Here is a 17,702-nt window from a genome sequence, read left to right as displayed (position 1 = left end):
TGATAATCCTCTTGAGAATTTCAGCTTCAAAGCCGCTTAATTTACTAGAATTTTGATGAAAATGCCACGTAAACCATACATGGCCTGTTATTTTTCTTTGTGGGGGCGGATGAGGGGTTTCTCCAACCCTAATAACTCAACTCCCTTTCCACCAACTGCTCAATACTTAACTCCAATCCCGCAATACTCTTAGACTGCTGGATTTGCATAAGTTGCTCTTTCCAACTTTTAGCTCCAGGCAAGCCATGAGCCATATTAAAAATGGGTTTCAACAACAAACTGAGCGCAACACCTTGTTTAAACTGCTGATGAGCATAAGCGCAGTAATCATCTAAGACTGCCTGTCGTGAAGGAATTGCAACATGCGGGTAAAAATAATGGTGAATGGCAGCCAAAGCATAAGGATTTTGACAGGCTAAACGCCCTAGCATCACACCATCAACTTGAGACATATGTTCTTTTATTTCGTCAATTGTCGTTATATTGCCATTGATAGTAATAGGTAATTCCGGATACTCTTTTTTAATTCTATAGACATAATCATAATGCAGAGGCGGGATTGTTCTATTTTGCTTTGGATTTAAACCATGCAACCAAGCTTTACGGGCATGAACAATAAGCTTATCGCAGCCCGCAGCAATTATTTGCTGGGCAAAGGCTGAAAAAAACTCATAACTATCTTCTGCATCTATACCAATACGAGTTTTTGCGGTTACAGGTATAGAAACTGCGGCCTTCAAGGCCTTTATGCAATTGGCAACATGGGCTGGTTCAGCCATTAAACAAGCACCAAAGCGGCCTGCCTGGACCTTGTCACTTGGGCAGCCTAGGTTCAAATTGACTTCGGCAAAGCCTTTTTCTTCAGCAATCTTGGCGCAGCGAACCAAGCCCTCTAGCTCTGCACCACCTAATTGGAGTGCTAAGGGATACTCCATCGGAGCAAAACCAAGTGCGCGTTGCGGTTTATGGCTAATTGCACCAACAGTTTGCATTTCTGTATATAAAAGTGCATTAGGGGCTATAAGACGCATAAGCACGCGGAAATGGCTATAGGTCCAATCAATCATTGGGGCTATAGCAAGCGGGGAAATTAAGTTGGACTGAAATAAACTCTTACTTGGTTTCACGGTAAATACAAAACTCAGAAAGGCGCGATTATAGCTGAAATTTATAATTGCACAAAAAAAATATCGAATTGTTGCTGTTTAACCCTGGGAACACTGCCATTAAGTTAAGCTCTACACCATTGCCTACGTCCCGCGGCTTGTCCGCGGGATCCAGCGGTTTAGCTAGATTCCTGGATCCCGCGGACAAGCCGCGGGGGACGTAGGGATTTTCTTAACTTAACGGCAGTGGCCCCTGGGAGATGGTCACAAAATAGGGGTACCATTTGGTTTATAAAATAGACCTATGTATCGTGCTTTAAGTGCAGTACATAGGCAGGCTCAAACCTATGTTAGAACAAAGTACAACCAGGGTTATCCTTAACTTTGCTCTTTAATTCCTCTTTTGGCTCTTGTACTGACTTTTGTAGTTCCGAACTCCCCTTAACAAGCGGTAGTGAGCTAGCAAAAAAAGCATATTGATTAAACAATTTCTCTGCAATGACCGTCGAGATTTCTTTGGGGAATATGGCTAAGGGGGAGTTTTTGTCCAAGACTCCTTCTTGAATTGTAATTGCCTGTTTTACGGCCAAGTCCATTGCCTCACGGTTATAGTTTATAAAAGACTCTTCTAGTTGAGCTAGAAACTCAATCGGCCCTAGACCAGATGAGTTAAACTCAAAGGTATTTATTTTATATTTTTCTACTCTCTCTGCATGGTTAGAATAACTATTAGCATTATCAAAGAGAATGAAAACGTCAGCAATTCTATAATAAGTCTCAGACAGTGCCTTAAAACGCTCTAGACCAGAAGTATCCCAAATTTGAAAATTTACTTTTCCCGATTTTCCTGGAACAGTAGTGAAGTCTATACCAACTGTCGACTGGAGATCATAGGGGGTCTGCTTCATGCATTCACGTCTGAATTCTTGTTTTTGTTTTGCATCACCAATTAATACAACCTTAATCGTAGGAATTTTTTCATCTTTTAATTGCATCGTTTCTCCTGAGCGTTGCTTTAAAATCGTACAATTATTGCATTTACTGAACAATTTATCAACAGCTCTTTTATACCTCTGAAAGTTTTCTTTATAGATTCAAATAGATAGCCCATCATTTCTTTACAGATAAGGCTTTTAGGCAAGAGCAGTGTGAACCAACCTCTAAAGTTTAATTGATGATTATCTTTATCTAAGGAAAACTTTGATTTCGCTTCCATGCATCCAGGCTAAGGGCTATATGGATCCGGTGGTCAAACCACCTGCATCGCCTCAACAATAAGCTGCAACCGTGTTCGACCCTGGTACACATTGATATCCAACTTATAAGCAATATGAGCTTGTCGAGCACGATGATTAGGCCATTGATTCAGATCAACATTAAAGGCAATTGCGTCAATAACCTTACCACCATCAGGATGAGCAAGACTCAATTTTAAGTGGTGCTGACCTACAAGCCGCTGCTCCATTATTTCAAAGATGTTATCAAAACAGGGCTCAGGAAATTGTTGCCCCCAGGGACCTGCCTGATGTAACAAGTTTGCGGTTTCCAAGGTGATTTCTTCCGGATCCAAAGCCCCATCGGTATATAAAATCCCTTCACATTGAGAAACATCAATATGTTTTGCAACCTCATTAATAAAGGCTTCATGAAAGTCCTTAAAAGCTTGGGTCGGCAAACTTAAGCCAGCTGCCATTGCGTGGCCGCCAAATTTGGTGATCAGTCCTGGAAAGTCCTTATCAACAGCAGCAAGCGCATCACGTATATTCAACCCAGGTACAGAGCGCGCCGAGCCCTTTAATTCATCATTAATAACTGCAAAAGCAATAACTGGTCGATGGTAGCGCTCTTTTAAGCGACCAGCGAGAATTCCGATTACTCCTTGATGCCAGGCTTGGTCGTACAAACACAGGGCTACAGGTAGGCGATTATCATTTTCAATTTTTTTCGTGAGCTTTTCGACAGCAAGCATCGCTTGCTCTTTCATCTCCGCTTCGATAACCCGGCGCTCTTGGTTAAGTTCATCGAGTTGTAGCGCTAACATCTTGGCCTTTTCATAATTATCACTAAGCAGGCATTCAATACCGAGAGACATATCATCAAGACGTCCAGCGGCATTAAGCCTTGGAGCAACAGCAAAGCCCAAATCAGATTCACGTAAACGAGAATGATCCCTGCCGGCAATTTCAATTAGCGCCTTGATTCCTGGTCTGCAGTGGCCTTGGCGAATTCTGGCTAAGCCTTGGCTGACTAAAATCCGATTGTTTTGATCAAGGGCAACCACATCAGCAACCGTACCTAAGGCAACCAAATCCAGCAGTTGCGCCATATTAGGTTCGGCTAAACCCTGGGAACTAAACCAGCCCACATTAATCAGATGGCGTCTTAGTGCGAGCATGACATAGAAAATGACTCCGACACCGGCAATCGATTTACTTTGAAAGTGATCATCATGCTGATTCGGATTAACAATTGCACAAGCCTTAGGCAAGATTTCTGCAGGTAAATGATGATCCGTAATCAGTACATCAATTCCCGCTGCATTCGCTGCTTCGACGCCGTCAATACTAGCAATACCATTATCAACTGTGATAATCAGATCTGGCTGCCATTTTTTAGCAACCTCAATAATGGCTGGTGTTAAGCCATAACCAAACTCAAAACGATTGGGCACTAAAAACTCTACATGAGCTGCCCCCAGCAGGCGTAGAGCAGAAATAGCGAGCGCCGTTGATGTCGCGCCATCGGCATCAAAATCGCCCACAATCAGGATGCGTTGCTGTTCATTCAAGGCTTGTTCGAGACGTAAACAAGCTTTATCGATATCCGTTAGCGTATTAAAGGGTAATAAGGCTTGCAGTGATTTATCCAACTGCGTTTCATCCGTCAAACCACGCAGGGCGTAAATTCGCTGCAAGACCGAAGCATGATTGACAAAGGATGGTATTGACTGAGGAAGTTCCCGTTGTTTGATGCGCATAATTATCTCCAGAGTCTTGACCACCAATGGGTTGCCTTCCTGGAATAACTGCAATTATTCCAGTACCAATTGACTTTATGTTTATTAATTCTTTCTTCCAGCTGGTTTGCAACAAGCTGCTTTGGATCGCTAATAATTAGCAAATCATCCTTTGCAAAGGCAGTGGTTGGGCTTAAAGCACTAAGGGATTGTCCTAGGGAGTCAATCAGCACCTCATCATCCGTTGTAACCACCCTCTTTGTCTTAATTTGCAACTCGCCCTCACCCCAAAACCAAAGTCCATTAATTGCTAAGCCTTCACGTAGCGAACTCAGTGGATGAGCTCCCAGATACATTTGCAATTCAGTGATAAGGCGCTGCCAATACAACGATTTATCTAAGCCAGATAAAGCAGGCATTAAGGATTTATGCATGAGAGACTGGGCTGATTGGCTTTTGATTTCAGGCTTATCGTCAATGTTAAATAACCAGGTTTGTGTATCATGAAATACAGGATTAAAACCATCTGCTTTTAAGAAATCAGCAACTTGTGTAAACCATAACCTTGATTCATCTTCTGAGAGCTCTAGTTCTGTACCTGCTGCGACAAGCATTGCATCATTATGGGTTGCTTCCCAATGCACGGGCGATGCGACAAGCCATTTTCCGCTTAGCTGATGATAGTGTTTTAGCAAATCGGCGAGAGGCAAAGACTCTGGCTCATAAGAGAAACAAAGCAAAATATTTTGATAGTAATCCCCTAGTCCGGCTAAGGGTTTACTATCAGATGGCAGCTCATCCTTTATACCATTGACCACTACATCCATTGATTACACTGCCTTTAAATAACCATCTCTCTTAAATAAGGCCTTTAAATTACGTAAAGCCTGACGCATGCGTTGACTATTTTCGATTAAACCAAAACGAACATAACCATCGCTCTGTGGACCAAAACCTATTCCTGGCGAAACGGCAACGAAGGCCTCCTTCAGCAGGTATTTGGAAAACTCTAGCGAACCCATATGCTGATAGGGTTCGGGAATTGGTGCCCAAACGAACATAGTTGCCTTAGGTCTTTCAACCTGCCAGCCAATTTCTTGCAAGCCATCACATAAAACATTGCGGCGTCGCTCATACATAGCCCGGATTTCTTCTACGCAATCATCAGGCCCTTCAAGCGCGGTAATGGCCGCGACTTGGATTGGAGTGAAAGTACCGTAATCTAAATAGGACTTGATGCGAGTCAAGGCATAAACTAATTCCTCATTACCGCAGGCAAAACCTACACGCCAACCAGGCATATTGTAAGATTTCGACATGGAATAGGTCTCAATAGCTACATCGATAGCACCAGGTACTTGTAAAATTGAGGGAGCTTTATAACCATCAAAGACGATATCGGCATAAGCCAAATCATGAATTATCCAGAGCTCATTTCGTTTTGCTAATTCAACAACGCGCTCAAAAAATTCATATTCAACGCAATGGGTACTTGGATTCGCTGGGAAGCTGATAACTAAGGCTTTAGGACGTGGCCAGGTTTGCTCAATTGCAACTTCGACTGCTTCTAAAAACTGGTTCTCATCAATTAAGGGAATTTGTTTAACATTAGCGCCAGCAATAATAAAACCATAGGTATGAATAGGGTAAGCTGGATCAGGCACCAACACTGTATCGCCAGGCCCACTGATTGCTAAAGCAAGATGGGCTAGGCCTTCTTTTGAACCAATCGTCGTTAGAACCTGAGTTTCTGGATTGAGAGTGACCCCATAATGGCGCTGATACCAAGTTGCCATAGCACGACGTAAACGGGGAATACCTTTAGACATTGAGTAACGATGAGTATCAGGTCGTTGTGCGGTTTCAACTAGCTTGTCAACGATATGTTTGGGAGTAGGCTGATCAGGGTTTCCCATACCAAAATCAATAATGTCTTCTCCACGCGCTCGTGCCTCTGATTTTAACTGTGTTAGGGTGTTAAAGACGTAAGGGGGTAAGCGTTTGATACGTGGAAAGGGACTCATGTTTAATTACCTCTGTGATATACTGCCAGCTAGTATAAATTAACGTCCGATTAAACACCATGCATATCAACTTAGAAGCAGCTGATCAGAATAGCATCCAGGCCTATAGCGATGAGGGGATTAAGGTTGGTTCCTCCACTTATCAAAGCAGCCTTATCATCAGTACTCATGAAATTATCAGTGAATGGCCAATTTCATCTATTCAAGAACTCGATGAAGAGTCCTTGGAGCCCCTGCTTCGTTATCAGCCTAAAATTATCATCATCGGTCATAAGCAACAGGGAAAGTTTGCGCCACAGCCAACAATATTGGCTCTAGCAAAGCGACGTATTGGTTTAGAGACTATGTCCATTGGCGCTGCATGCCGGACTTTTAATGTGTTGCTCAATGAGCAGCGAGAGGTAGTGATTGGATTGATTATTTGAATTACCGTCATCTAGAGCGTAGCGAAGGATCTCCGGGATTAGCAATGTGCTACATTCAGGAGATCCTTCGCTACGCTCTAGATGACGAAGATGGATTACGACGAATAGCTTAAGCTTCTCTCTTCCTCAGGATTAGTGTTCAACCTTTCTTGCTCAGCAACCCTGTTTCCAGATCCAAACAGACCAGTATTGCTTTGTATTAAAGAGCGCACACTTGAAATAACCGCAGCTGGTTGAATATTAGCCGGGTTAAGTTTTTTAAGCTCTTGACGAATAAGAATAGATGCTTCAATAAGCTCTTGGGCATCATTCATATTTTTATAAACACGCATACGATAGCGCGCTGGCTTGTCATTATAGGGATTAGCTCCATCCAAGGGTTCCCTGGTTGTCGGATGAGTCTTATTCAGGCGTAGCCATTGTTCTTGAGTAGCTTTATCAACGATCTTAGTCAAACCAGGAATAGCTCGCCATCTTCCATTGTCATCTTGGTATTGTTTTACTAGCAGAGCCGGCTCTTTAATTGCTGTATAAACAACTAGTTCATCTTCGAGCGTTGCTAAATCAGCATCATGATTTGTCCCTCTATTTCGGATCTCTTCATCAAGTAGAGTAAGTCGTTGATGCAAATCATTATAGCTAGCTAAGAGAGCACTTACGCTATCCTGACTCCTAGCTAACTCAAGCTCTTCACTAGTGAGCGGCTTAAACACTTTCTTTACTACTTGCGAGGGTTGTTCAACAATGTCAGAAAAGTCATTTGGTTGGTTGACAACTGGAACATCTTCTAAAGCGTAGAAGTCAACATCATTCTCATCCCCTAATTGTGCTAAGGCTTGTTCATCGATTCCCTCTACTCTACTTGAACCCATAGCATTAAGGACTGCGACGGCTATTCGTAGGTTAGAGTTAAAAACAATGAAATCACTCAATGAACGCCACAATACATGGAAAAATAATCCATTTTGATAACCATCAGACAAGCCAAAGACTGCAGCTCTAAAGAAATCTTTTATACCACCAGCAGCTAAACTAAACAGCACTAGACCTGAAACTAATGGGGTTACAATCAGCGTAATCCCTAAAGCAACAAAACCAGCTATCAAGGCGGTGGAAAGCTTATTTTCCTCTGCAAGACTTCCAAAAATGATAGCGGCTAAAATAGGCATACCGACTAATGCCGCTGCTGTAAGTATAAGCGCCAATGCGATTAATAAGAGGCTAATAATTAATGACTTGAGAGGGTATAGAACAAAGCCTGCTAGACTACCAAAGAATTTATTTAATGCACGAAACATAAGCATCCCTTATTAAAATTAATATTTGAAAAACCGATGGGATGATATCAAATTGAGCAATTAATTCATAGATGAGACAGATATATTTTTTAGTTTCCATTATTTTTGACGAAAATCTAATAAGTAGGCATTATCTAGCCCCCTTAGCATGATGAGGCAGTTAGATATGGAAAACTACGCAGACAAGCTTCTCAAAGACGGTAGTCTGAGACAGGCACAGCTTAAAATGCTGGCTATGCTTAAATTTGTTGATGCAATCTGTGAAAAACATGGATTAGATTATTGGCTTGAAGGCGGTTCTTTGCTGGGTGCTATTCGCCATCAGGGCTTTATTCCCTGGGATGATGATCTAGATATCTCTATGCCCCGCGATAGCTTTAATAAATTTCTTCAGCTTGCTGCTGCAGAACTTCCTGAAAATATGTGGTTACAAACAGCGCAAACCGATAAAGGCTATTTTAATCTGGCGGTACAACTAAAAATCAGGGATCTGAACAGCCGTTATGTTGAGAAAAAAGAGCGTGGCGATGAACCCTACAAGCAAGGAATTTACATCGATATCTTTGTTTATGACAAAAGACCGGCAAAACCCTTGCAACAAAAAGTGTATAAAATCGCCAGCAAAAAACTTTGTCGAGTTCTCCACCATAAATACGCCGCAATGTACTTGCAAATGGGGCATTATCGTAGGTTCTATAAAACAATTTCTATGCTTCTACCAAAAACAATGCTGGAAAAGGCGCTGCAAGGGATTATTACTAAGGCGAATGCTAGTGAGAGTCCCTGGTTAGGTTATGGTTATGATTGTATCAATGGCACCTATTTTAACTATGATGATTTCTATCCCTTGAAGAAAACTCTCTTTGAGGGAGCATATTTTAATATTCCCAATCGCCCCGAGGTTATGCTAGCTCATCAATTTGGCGATTATTCTCTTTTGCCGCCTGAAGAAGAGCGGGTTTTAAAGCATTGCCGTGAATTAGTGGTTGATAGCCCGTCATCCTGAGCACAGCGAAGGATCTCCTGGATATGGCTCGGTGCTAATCCCGGAGATCCCTCACTACGTTCGGGATGACGTGGTTACGTTCGGGATGACGTGGTTACGTTCGGGATGACGTGGTTACGTTCGGGATGACGTGGTTACGTTCGGGATGACGTGGTTACGTTCGGGATGACGTGGTTACGTTCGGGATGACGTGGTTACGTTCGGGATGACGTGGTTAGGTTCGGGATGACGTGGTTACGTTCGGGATGACGTGGTTACGTTCGGGATGACGTGGTTACGTTCGGGATGGCTGGGTTATGGGTTGGAGCTCAGAAGAAAACGACACTAACCCTCAACCCGAACTCGAACATCCCGGGCATCAGAACGTCCGTGATCATCAACTACTCTCACTGTAAACTTACCTGCCCTAGCCTGCCATAAAAAAGGCTCATCCGGCGCTGTTTTAGCTAAATAAGTTTCATTGATAAACCAGTAAACCGCTGCCACATCAGCATCAGTAACCGCTGTTAGAGGAATTTCTGATTTTTGCTTTGAGTTTGCTCTTACAATATAGCTAAGCTCAGTTTGTGGCGAGGTTATTTGTGGACTCAGCCCTATCCGGTTAGTTGTTAGGTTACAATCTGATTCAAATACTGGTGGAGTACGTCGTTTAATACCAGCTCTTTTGAAAATCTTGAGCAAATCCGTCGGCCAAAACTCATAAATCTCAAAGCGTGTATTTTCATTAAAGTGGCAAGTTCGCAAACCGGTCAGCTGATCAATCGCCACCTCACGATAGATAGTATCTGTCTTGATTGGTGATTTGCCGGGAATAAACCAAGTCATTTCTCTATCAAGGCAATATCGGGTTGGCAACATGCCAGAGGCTTTACAGACTTCAACCCTAGCCAGATGCATTGTCTCTGGTCGCTTTACTAAGGTAGGTATCGGCCCAGCTTCATGGCGAATTGCATCTATTAGCTCAAAAAACAAAGGGGCAGCTAGATTTTTACCAACAAAGGCAGGGTTTGCCTTATTATTAAAATTACCTAGCCAGACAGTTAACACATAGGGTCCAAAGACCCCAACAGACCAAGCATCACGATAACCCGAAGAAGTACCAGTCTTCCAGGAAACAGGGAGTTGTCCTGCAAAATTTGCATCGGGGCGCGGGGTTTCCTTCAGCATATCCAAAACTAAAAAGCTCGCTTCTGTGGAGAGTAAGCGCTTCCCGGGATTAATTGGCTCATCCTGACGTGTTCGCAGGGGGTACCATAAACCATCATTGGCTAACATAGCATACAGACTAGTCAACTCTTTCATTGTCAATTCTGCCCCACCCAAGCTGAGAGCTAAGCCGTAGTAGGACTCTGGCTTTAAATGGCTGACTTGGGCATCCTCAAGCAATTTGTGTAAATTGGGTTTAGTGAGTTGGCTTGCCAGATAGATTGCGGGAATGTTACGGCTTAGCACTAAAGCATCTTTTGCCTTGATTGGCCCCATAAAATCATAATCAAAGTTTTCTGGGTTATAGCTACCGAAACTATGCGGCACATCTTTCAATACAGTATTAGGATGAATTAATCCCTGATCAAGCGCCAAACCATAAATAAAGGGTTTAAGAGTAGAACCTGGTGAGCGTTTTATTTCAGTGCCATCAATTTGCCCGGCAATCGACGTGTTAAAGAAATCTGCCGAGCCGATTAAACCTTTGACTGACATATCACGACTATCTACCAGCAAGACAGCAGCATTATAAGCACCAATAGATCGCTTACGTACTAGATAATTTGCGGTTATTCGCTTGAGAATAGCCTGTAATCGTGCATCAACCGTAGTTTTTATTTCTTGTTTTTGCCCCTTATTATAAGCCAGCACAGCATTAACAAAATGCGGCGCAACAAAGGGCAGCGAATGTAGGGTTTGCATTTCTAAGGGAAGATTAATACTCGCTTCCTTATTTTTATCCTCCGGATGCAAGGCTAACCAGCGGACGAACAGCTTGTTTCTTATATCCTTAAGATTCTTATTGGAGGGAGTGCGGCTCGTTGGATTTTGCGGGATAACACTTAGGGTCAAAGCCTGCGGCAGGCTAATTTTATTAACAGGCTTAGAGAAATACACCAAAGACGCAGCCCCTACCCCTTCAATGTTATTACCATAGGGTGCCAGGTTTAGATAAGCCTCTAAAATTTGTTTCTTAGAGTAGTGTCTTTCAAGTTGGAGAGCACGAATGACTTGCAATAATTTCCCAGATAATTTTTTGGAGTTAATAGCAAAACGTATTCTGGCAAGCTGCATGGTAATAGTCGATGCGCCAACTCGCCTTGATTTGACTACATAGGTTTGCCATCCGGCTTTGAGCATAGCTAAGGGGTTTAAACCATAGTGCCAATAGAAATATTGATCTTCTTGCAGCAGTGTTGCTTCTTGCAGCTGATGAGAAATTTCTGTTAACGGAGTGAATAAACGATATTTTTCATCCTTAGAGAGGGTTAGTCGCAATAAATGCTCATGTTGGTCATAGACAGCCGTTGAGAAGCTTATGCCTGTCAGCAGTGGGGGCTTTGGGCTGAATAGGATGTAGGCTGTTAAGGAAACTAACAGTAGTGATAGGACTAAGGTTGTTAATTTTAAAAATCGTTTCATTGTTTTATCGTTTCTAAGCCCTCTGGCGCATGATACAGATCCCGCGGTCAAGCCGCGGGAATTCGGAGCTATTTAAATCCTACTCAATTGATAATCTTCGAATCCCCGCGGCATCGACCGCACTGCCATTAATTTAAGGAAGGTTTTGCCATTCCCGCCTGTGCGGGAATGACAAATGCCCTTAACTTAATCTAGTGGGCATCGACCGCGTGGTTTGACCGTTGCACAAACCAAGTCAAACCACAGAAATTCATTGCGAAGATAAAAATTTTTACCCCCTAACGGTAAAATTCATCCAAATGCGTTAAGATATTCGTGCCCCAATTATCTCCACATCAAGTCGAGTAATATATGAACAAATCAATCTTTTCTCAAGCGATAGCTAAAATTGGCTCTATTTTCTCACTTGTATTTGGACGTATTCGCTGGAACAGCCCACCTTGGGCTGCTCACTTACATAGTAAAGCAAAAAGCAGTCCGCTGACGTTTTGGACAAGTACCGGCGTTCTCATTGCACTGCTGGCCGCCTTAGGCTATGGATATAATTGGTATAAAAACCTACCCAAACCCCAATTAATAGAAGCCTCCATTACCGCACCCAAAATTACCCCCTTAGCCGAAGAGATGGTTCCAGATACCTTATCGATTAGTTTTGGTAATAGTTCCGAGGAGGAATTTGTCAATCAATCCGTCGCTCCGCTCAATTTGATTGGGAAGGAAGTGACCAAGGGCATCGAGTTAACACCTGCAATACCTGGCAAATGGGTCTGGGACTCTGATAGCAGCCTGACCTTTACCCCCGACGAAGACTGGCCTGCAGGACAAACTTATAAAATACATTTTGCTAAAGATGCCTTTGCCGCAACTGCGCAGATGGCTAGTTATAACTATGAATTTTCCACGGTACCCTTTGAAGGCAAAATTTCTGAGTTCAAGTTTTATCAGGATCCGGTCAATCCCATGCTCAGGCAGGCAGTTGCTACTGTCAGCTTTAACTTTCCTGTAGATAGCGCAAGTTTAGAGGCTAATACTAACCTGATGCTGCAAGCCTTCAAATTTGGCAAGCTGGATTTAAAAGCCAAACATTATCAATTTACAATCGACTACGATGAATACAAGCGAACTGCCTATATCCATTCAGAAAATATTAGTCTCCCTGAGGTTTCACTTTATCTTATTTTAAATATTGGCAAAGGCGTCAAATCATCAACTGGTTCAGCGAAGCTTGCTGCTGATCTAAGCCAAAATCTGTTAATTCCTGATAGTTCTAACTATTTGAAAATCGGTTCAGCCGCTGCATCAATTATTCGCAATGACCAAGATCGACCAGAGCAGATTTTGACCGTTGAGTCCACGCTTGGCGTCACTGAACCAGAGATTAATAAATCACTCCATGTTTATCTCTTACCGCAAAATTATCCTGCAACAGCAACCGAAGCGGAGAAAACTAACTATGAATGGCAAAACCCTGGTGAAGTAACGTCAAACATTCTCGCCCTTGCAAAACCGCTTACCACTCAAGCACTTCCCAGTGATCGCAATTATGCGACCCTGCATAGTTATAAATTTAATGCCCAGTCACCGCAGTATATCTATCTAAAAATAGATAAGGGGATGCGTGGCTTCGGTGATTTTGTTTTAAGCAATGACTATACGGCGATCATTAAAGTCCCTGAATTTCCTAAAGAAATTGGCTTCCTACACAAAGGTGCCCTGCTTGCCTTAGGCGGTGAGAAAAAGCTCTCTGTTTTGGTTAGAGGTTTACCCGCAGTGAAATTCAACTTTGCCCGGGTCCTACCTGAAAATGTTAACCAATTAGTGACACAGACCCAGGGTGATTTTAACAACCCCTATTTTATTAATCAGAGTTTCAATCAGCAGAATATTGCTGAGATCTTTTCTGAAGTTCAGCAGTTTAATGCTTCTGATTTAACCCAACAGCAATATACTGCCCTCGATTTCGCTAAGTATCTTTCTGCCACAGCAAATTCTGGCGGCCCACAGGGGCTCTTTCTCTTGCAAGCAACAGGTTGGGATGCTGATAAAAATGAAGCGCTTGATGTCAATGCGAGTCGCCTGGTTTTAATTACCGATCTTGGCTTGGTAGTCAAAGATAATAATGACGGAAGCCACGATGTGTTTGTCCAGTCAATTACCCAAGGCACACCAGTTGCTAATGCAACCCTTACTATCTTAGGTAAAAATGGTTTAGGCGTATTAACCCGCACGACAGACGCACAGGGTCGGGCAAACTTTCCTAGCTTGAAGGATTTTGTCGATGAGCGTGAACCTACTGTTTATTTGGCGAGTTTAGGCTCTGATGTTTCCTTTATGCCTTATAACAAGGCAAACCGTCAGTTAAATTATTCTCGCTATGACACTGGCGGGCTTTATAGTTCTAATCAAGAACTCAATAGTTTAAGCGCCTATCTCTTTTCTGACCGAGGTATCTATCGTCCTGGTGATACAGCTCATATTGCTATGATTGTGAAACAAGCTTATGCAAAATCACAACCACCAGGTTTACCCCTCGAGCTTACAATTACTGATCCACGAGGTACTACTATCAAAGATCAGAAATTTACCCTGGATGAAAGTGGCTTCCTAAGCCTTGATTTTGCAACAACTGATCTGTCCCCGACCGGACAATATATAGTTAGTCTTTATATTGTTAAAGATTCACGACCATACAGTCTTCTAGGTTCAACAACGATTAAAGTTGCGGACTTTCAGCCTGATCGAATGCGAATTAGTTCAAGTTTTTCGCAAGAGCAAAAGCAAGGTTGGATATCACCGACTGATCTTAAAGCGAAGGTAGAACTATGGAATTTATACGGTGCCCCAGCAACCGATCGCACAGTCAGCGCGAAAATTCTGTTAGCCCCCAAGCGAGTGCAATTCTCTAAGTATCCAGATTATATTTTTGCTGATCCTCTGCAGGATCCAAATAAGCCCGCAAAAGTATTTACCGATACCCTGGCAGATAGCAAAACCGATGATAAAGGTCAGGCACAATTTGATTTGCATCTGGAACGTTTTGATAAGGCAACTTATCAGCTCACCTTTTTTGCAGAAGGCTTTGAAGCGGATGGCGGTCGCAGTGTTGCTGCACAGTCAACTGCCTTAGTTAGCCCGCTCCCCTACTTTATCGGTTATAAACCCGATGGTGATCTGGCTTATATAAAACAAAACGGTCAACGCTCAGTCAATTTTATTGCTGTTAATCCGCAACTGGCTCAGCTGAAAATTGATGGCTTGAAGATTCAGTTAGTTTCTCTGCATCCTGTCACTACCTTGGTAAAAGCTTCCGATGGAACTTATCAGTACCAGTCTATTATTCAATCCACTGTAGTTGATACCAAGCCGTTTACCATTAATGAGCAAGGTACTGTCTATAACCTTCCTGCACAGCAAATCGGTGACTTTGCGGTTAATATTTTGGACAGCAGCAACAATGAATTAAGCCAATTCAAATTCTCTGTCGTGGGAACAAGCCAGCAACCCCTGGCTAAAAATGCCGAGCTTGGTATCAAACTCGACAAAGAAGAATACAAGGCAGGTGAAGACATTGAACTACAGATTACAGCGCCATACACCGGAGCTGGCTTGATCACTATTGAAAGAGATAAGGTTTATGCTGTGCAGTGGTTTAAGGCTGACAGTACCAGTTCTGTACAGAAAATTCACATTCCTGACGATTTTCAAGGTAATGGCTATGTGAATGTGACCTTTGTACGTAATTGGGATTCCCCTGAAATTTTTATTAGCCCCTTGAGTTATAGCATAGCGCCCTTCGCTGTCGATCATGATAATCAGGCAGTACATATTGATTTGACAACGCCTAAGCTAGCCTTACCCGGCGAAACCTTCAAAATTGGCTATAAGAGCGATAAACCAGGAAAAATTGTCGTTTTTGCTGTCGATGAAGGCATTTTACAGGTGGCTAACTACCAGACCCCGGATCCACTGGCGTTCTTTTTCCAAAAACATGCTTTGGAAGTTATAACTGAACAAACAGTTGATCAGATCCTGCCTAAGTTTATTCAGGATAGAGAACTCTCAGCAGTTGGTGGCGATGGTGGTGAAGAATTATTAGCAAGCCATCTTAATCCCTTCAAACGTAAGACCGATCTCCCGGTTGTTTACTGGTCGGGGATTATCGATACTGATGCGACAGAGAGAGAGCTTAGCTATCAGATACCTGATTATTTTAATGGAACACTCCGAGTCATGGCTGTTGCCGTAGCTAGTGATGCAGTTGGTGCAACCGAGAAGAAATCTGAAATTCGCGGTAATTTTGTCATTAATCCCAATGCCCCTACTTTTGTTGCACCAGGCGACGAATTTGAGATTAGTGTCAGCATTGCCAATAACGTCAAGGGTTCCGGTGATAATGCTCCTGTGACAGTGCAGCTAACCAGCACAGCCGGTGTTGAAATTATTGGTGACTCCACTGAAAAGGTTGAAATCGCCGAAGGCAAGGAAAAAACGCTACACTTTAAACTAAGGGCAACAGAGGATTTAGGTTCCACTACCCTAAATTTTGTTGCCTCTACAGCTGACAAATCCGCAAAAATGGATGCAACACTTAGCGTACGTCCAGCAACTGCCTTTATTACTTCTATCATTAGTGGCAGCACGCAATCAGCTAAAGAAACACTGTCACCCGAACGTTCACTCTATCCTGAATATCGCAAGGTAGAAGCAGCGTTATCAAGCAGCCCGCTGATTTTAGTAGCCGGTCTACAGCGCTATCTAGAGGGCTTCCCCTATGGCTGTACTGAGCAGTTAACTAGTGAGGCACTCCCCTTACTAGCCATGTCAGGTCAAAGCTGGTTCGCCAGTGATACCAAGGCAATTAACGATAAAATCGCCGCCACAGTACAAATGCTTGGACAGCGCCAAATGTCTAATGGCGGTTTTAGTTATTGGCCAGGCCTGGGCGATAATTCTAGCAATACCTTCGCCTCTGTCTATGCAATGCAGTTTTTAACCGAAGCCAGGTTGCAGAATTACGATATTCCTGCTGATTTATTCAGTGCCGGACTCAGCTTTTTAAGAGACTTGGCAGGACAAACCCCAACTGATATGGACAAAGCAAGGATTCAAGCCTATGCCATTTATGTTTTAACTCGCAATGAGATTGTGACGACAAACTATCTGACTAACTTGCAGCTTTATCTGGATAAAGATCAACAGCAAAAATGGCAAGAAGAAATTACTGGTGCTTATATTGCAGCGACCTACCAACTTCTACAGAGTTCTGGAGAAGCGAATCGTTTAATCACTAAATACAAACCCCAGGTTAAACCCGTTAATGCAACAGACTTTTATGATGCCAATATAGCTGACGCGCAATACCTCTATTTGGTTGCACGTCATTTCCCTGGTCGCTTGCCAGCTATTGGTGACAAGCTGGTCATGAACCTGGTCAAGGCAATTAATAGTTCTGAATTAAACACTGTCTTGTCTGGTTATAGCAGTTTGGCCTTAAGCGCCTACGGACATGCTAACCCACCGTCCAGCGACTCCGTTTTCTCAATTGAAGAAATCTTTGCTGACAGCAAGGTAAAAACCTTAACGGCTCTTGATAATAGTTTTGAGAATGTGGCTATTGATGAACATGTTAAGCAAATTAACTTTATTAACCCAAATTCGCAGACTGTCTTCTATCAGTTATCACAAGCAGGTTTTGATAAAGAGCTACCCACTAAAGCACAAAGTGAAGGGGTTGAAATTTATCGTGAATACCGTGATAGCAAAGGCAATGTCATTAACAGTACAACCCTGGGTACTGAAATTGAGGTACATATTCAGGTTCGTTCACTAGCAAATCCCTATTTATCAAATATCGCCATCGTCGATCTCTTGCCCGGCGGCTTTGAGGTGGTTCGTGACTCAGTCCACTTAGACAATATCGATTATGCTGATGTTCGGGAAGATCGGGTTGTATTCTTCACTGGCTTAGATACCAGCGCTAGAGAAATTGTCTATCGTATAAAAGCAATTAACACAGGACACTATACTGTCCCTGCAATTATTGCCGAATCGATGTATGACCCGAATGTTCGCGCTAATTCTGCTGCGGGTGGTATTGAGGTTAGGGAAAGGAGTTAGTTACCAAAGAAAACCTTTATTACGCTACGCTGCATCAAGGCTACATTATTTTGATCTTTCCCTTCTCCCCTTTGGGGAGAAGGTGCCCGAAGGGTGGATGAGGGGTTTTCCTTCGTATGTCTTCATTTTTGAACTAAAATTA

At 42.9% G+C, this 17,702-nt stretch carries 10 protein-coding genes; 3 read left to right on the top strand and 7 right to left on the bottom strand.

Going from position 1 to position 17,702, the window contains the following annotated elements; translation table 11 throughout:
- Window positions 1-128 precede the first annotated feature (128 nt).
- From dusA to alaC, 5 genes are all read right to left on the bottom strand, one after another.
- Complete coding sequence (gene dusA / locus BN1094_RS17190; RefSeq protein ID WP_281175082.1) at window positions 129-1,127, bottom strand: tRNA dihydrouridine(20/20a) synthase DusA; 999 nt, start codon at window positions 1,125-1,127, stop codon at window positions 129-131.
- 329 nt (window positions 1,128-1,456) lie between these two features.
- Window positions 1,457-2,101, bottom strand: coding sequence for a hypothetical protein (locus BN1094_RS17185; protein WP_044012406.1), 645 nt, complete (start codon window positions 2,099-2,101; stop codon window positions 1,457-1,459).
- A 254-nt stretch (window positions 2,102-2,355) separates the two neighbouring features.
- Window positions 2,356-4,083 (bottom strand): single-stranded-DNA-specific exonuclease RecJ, encoded by a 1,728-nt coding sequence (recJ, locus tag BN1094_RS17175; RefSeq protein WP_044012403.1) that lies wholly within the window; start codon window positions 4,081-4,083, stop codon window positions 2,356-2,358.
- A gap of 2 nt (window positions 4,084-4,085) precedes the next feature.
- A complete protein-coding gene (locus BN1094_RS17170) occupies window positions 4,086-4,889 on the bottom strand; it encodes a hypothetical protein (protein WP_044012401.1) in 804 nt (267 codons plus the stop codon).
- 3 nt (window positions 4,890-4,892) lie between these two features.
- The gene (gene alaC, locus BN1094_RS17165) at window positions 4,893-6,086 is read right to left on the bottom strand and encodes an alanine transaminase (RefSeq protein WP_044012400.1); all 1,194 of its coding nucleotides are present in this window, start codon (window positions 6,084-6,086) and stop codon (window positions 4,893-4,895) included.
- A gap of 59 nt (window positions 6,087-6,145) precedes the next feature.
- Here alaC and BN1094_RS17160 point away from each other — a divergent pair, with 59 nt between their 5' ends.
- Complete coding sequence (locus BN1094_RS17160) at window positions 6,146-6,511, top strand: Mth938-like domain-containing protein (protein ID WP_044012399.1); 366 nt, start codon at window positions 6,146-6,148, stop codon at window positions 6,509-6,511.
- Between the two features lie 95 nt (window positions 6,512-6,606).
- Here the strand turns inward: BN1094_RS17160 and BN1094_RS17155 are convergent, their stop codons facing one another.
- A complete protein-coding gene (locus BN1094_RS17155; RefSeq protein ID WP_044012397.1) occupies window positions 6,607-7,809 on the bottom strand; it encodes a hypothetical protein in 1,203 nt (400 codons plus the stop codon).
- Between the two features lie 166 nt (window positions 7,810-7,975).
- On the opposite strand from BN1094_RS17155, the gene BN1094_RS17150 reads away from it, so the two are divergent.
- Window positions 7,976-8,815, top strand: coding sequence for a LicD family protein (locus BN1094_RS17150; protein WP_245614387.1), 840 nt, complete (start codon window positions 7,976-7,978; stop codon window positions 8,813-8,815).
- 324 nt (window positions 8,816-9,139) lie between these two features.
- Here BN1094_RS17150 and pbpC read toward each other — a convergent pair whose 3' ends face one another.
- Window positions 9,140-11,443, bottom strand: a complete 2,304-nt coding sequence (pbpC, locus tag BN1094_RS17145) for a penicillin-binding protein 1C (protein WP_044012395.1) — start codon at window positions 11,441-11,443, stop codon at window positions 9,140-9,142.
- Between the two features lie 351 nt (window positions 11,444-11,794).
- Between pbpC and BN1094_RS17140 the strand changes: the two genes are divergently transcribed.
- Complete coding sequence (locus BN1094_RS17140; RefSeq protein WP_044012393.1) at window positions 11,795-17,560, top strand: alpha-2-macroglobulin family protein; 5,766 nt, start codon at window positions 11,795-11,797, stop codon at window positions 17,558-17,560.
- The last annotated feature ends 142 nt before the right edge of the window (window positions 17,561-17,702 follow it).

It is taken from the genome of Legionella massiliensis (assembly GCF_000756815.1).
Lineage (GTDB): Bacteria > Pseudomonadota > Gammaproteobacteria > Legionellales > Legionellaceae > Tatlockia > Tatlockia massiliensis.
Note: the sequence above shows the minus strand (reverse complement) of the source record. Positions and strands in the feature narration are given on the sequence as shown.

Coding starts and splice junctions, on each gene's coding strand:
- BN1094_RS17155 (WP_044012397.1), bottom strand. CDS start 7,809: ATGTTTCGTGCATTAAATAAATTCTTTGGTAGTCTAGCAGGCTTTGTT.
- pbpC (WP_044012395.1), bottom strand. CDS start 11,443: ATGAAACGATTTTTAAAATTAACAACCTTAGTCCTATCACTACTGTTA.
- BN1094_RS17150 (WP_245614387.1), top strand. CDS start 7,976: ATGGAAAACTACGCAGACAAGCTTCTCAAAGACGGTAGTCTGAGACAG.
- BN1094_RS17170 (WP_044012401.1), bottom strand. CDS start 4,889: ATGGATGTAGTGGTCAATGGTATAAAGGATGAGCTGCCATCTGATAGT.
- BN1094_RS17160 (WP_044012399.1), top strand. CDS start 6,146: ATGCATATCAACTTAGAAGCAGCTGATCAGAATAGCATCCAGGCCTAT.
- BN1094_RS17140 (WP_044012393.1), top strand. CDS start 11,795: ATGAACAAATCAATCTTTTCTCAAGCGATAGCTAAAATTGGCTCTATT.
- recJ (WP_044012403.1), bottom strand. CDS start 4,083: ATGCGCATCAAACAACGGGAACTTCCTCAGTCAATACCATCCTTTGTC.
- BN1094_RS17185 (WP_044012406.1), bottom strand. CDS start 2,101: ATGCAATTAAAAGATGAAAAAATTCCTACGATTAAGGTTGTATTAATT.
- alaC (WP_044012400.1), bottom strand. CDS start 6,086: ATGAGTCCCTTTCCACGTATCAAACGCTTACCCCCTTACGTCTTTAAC.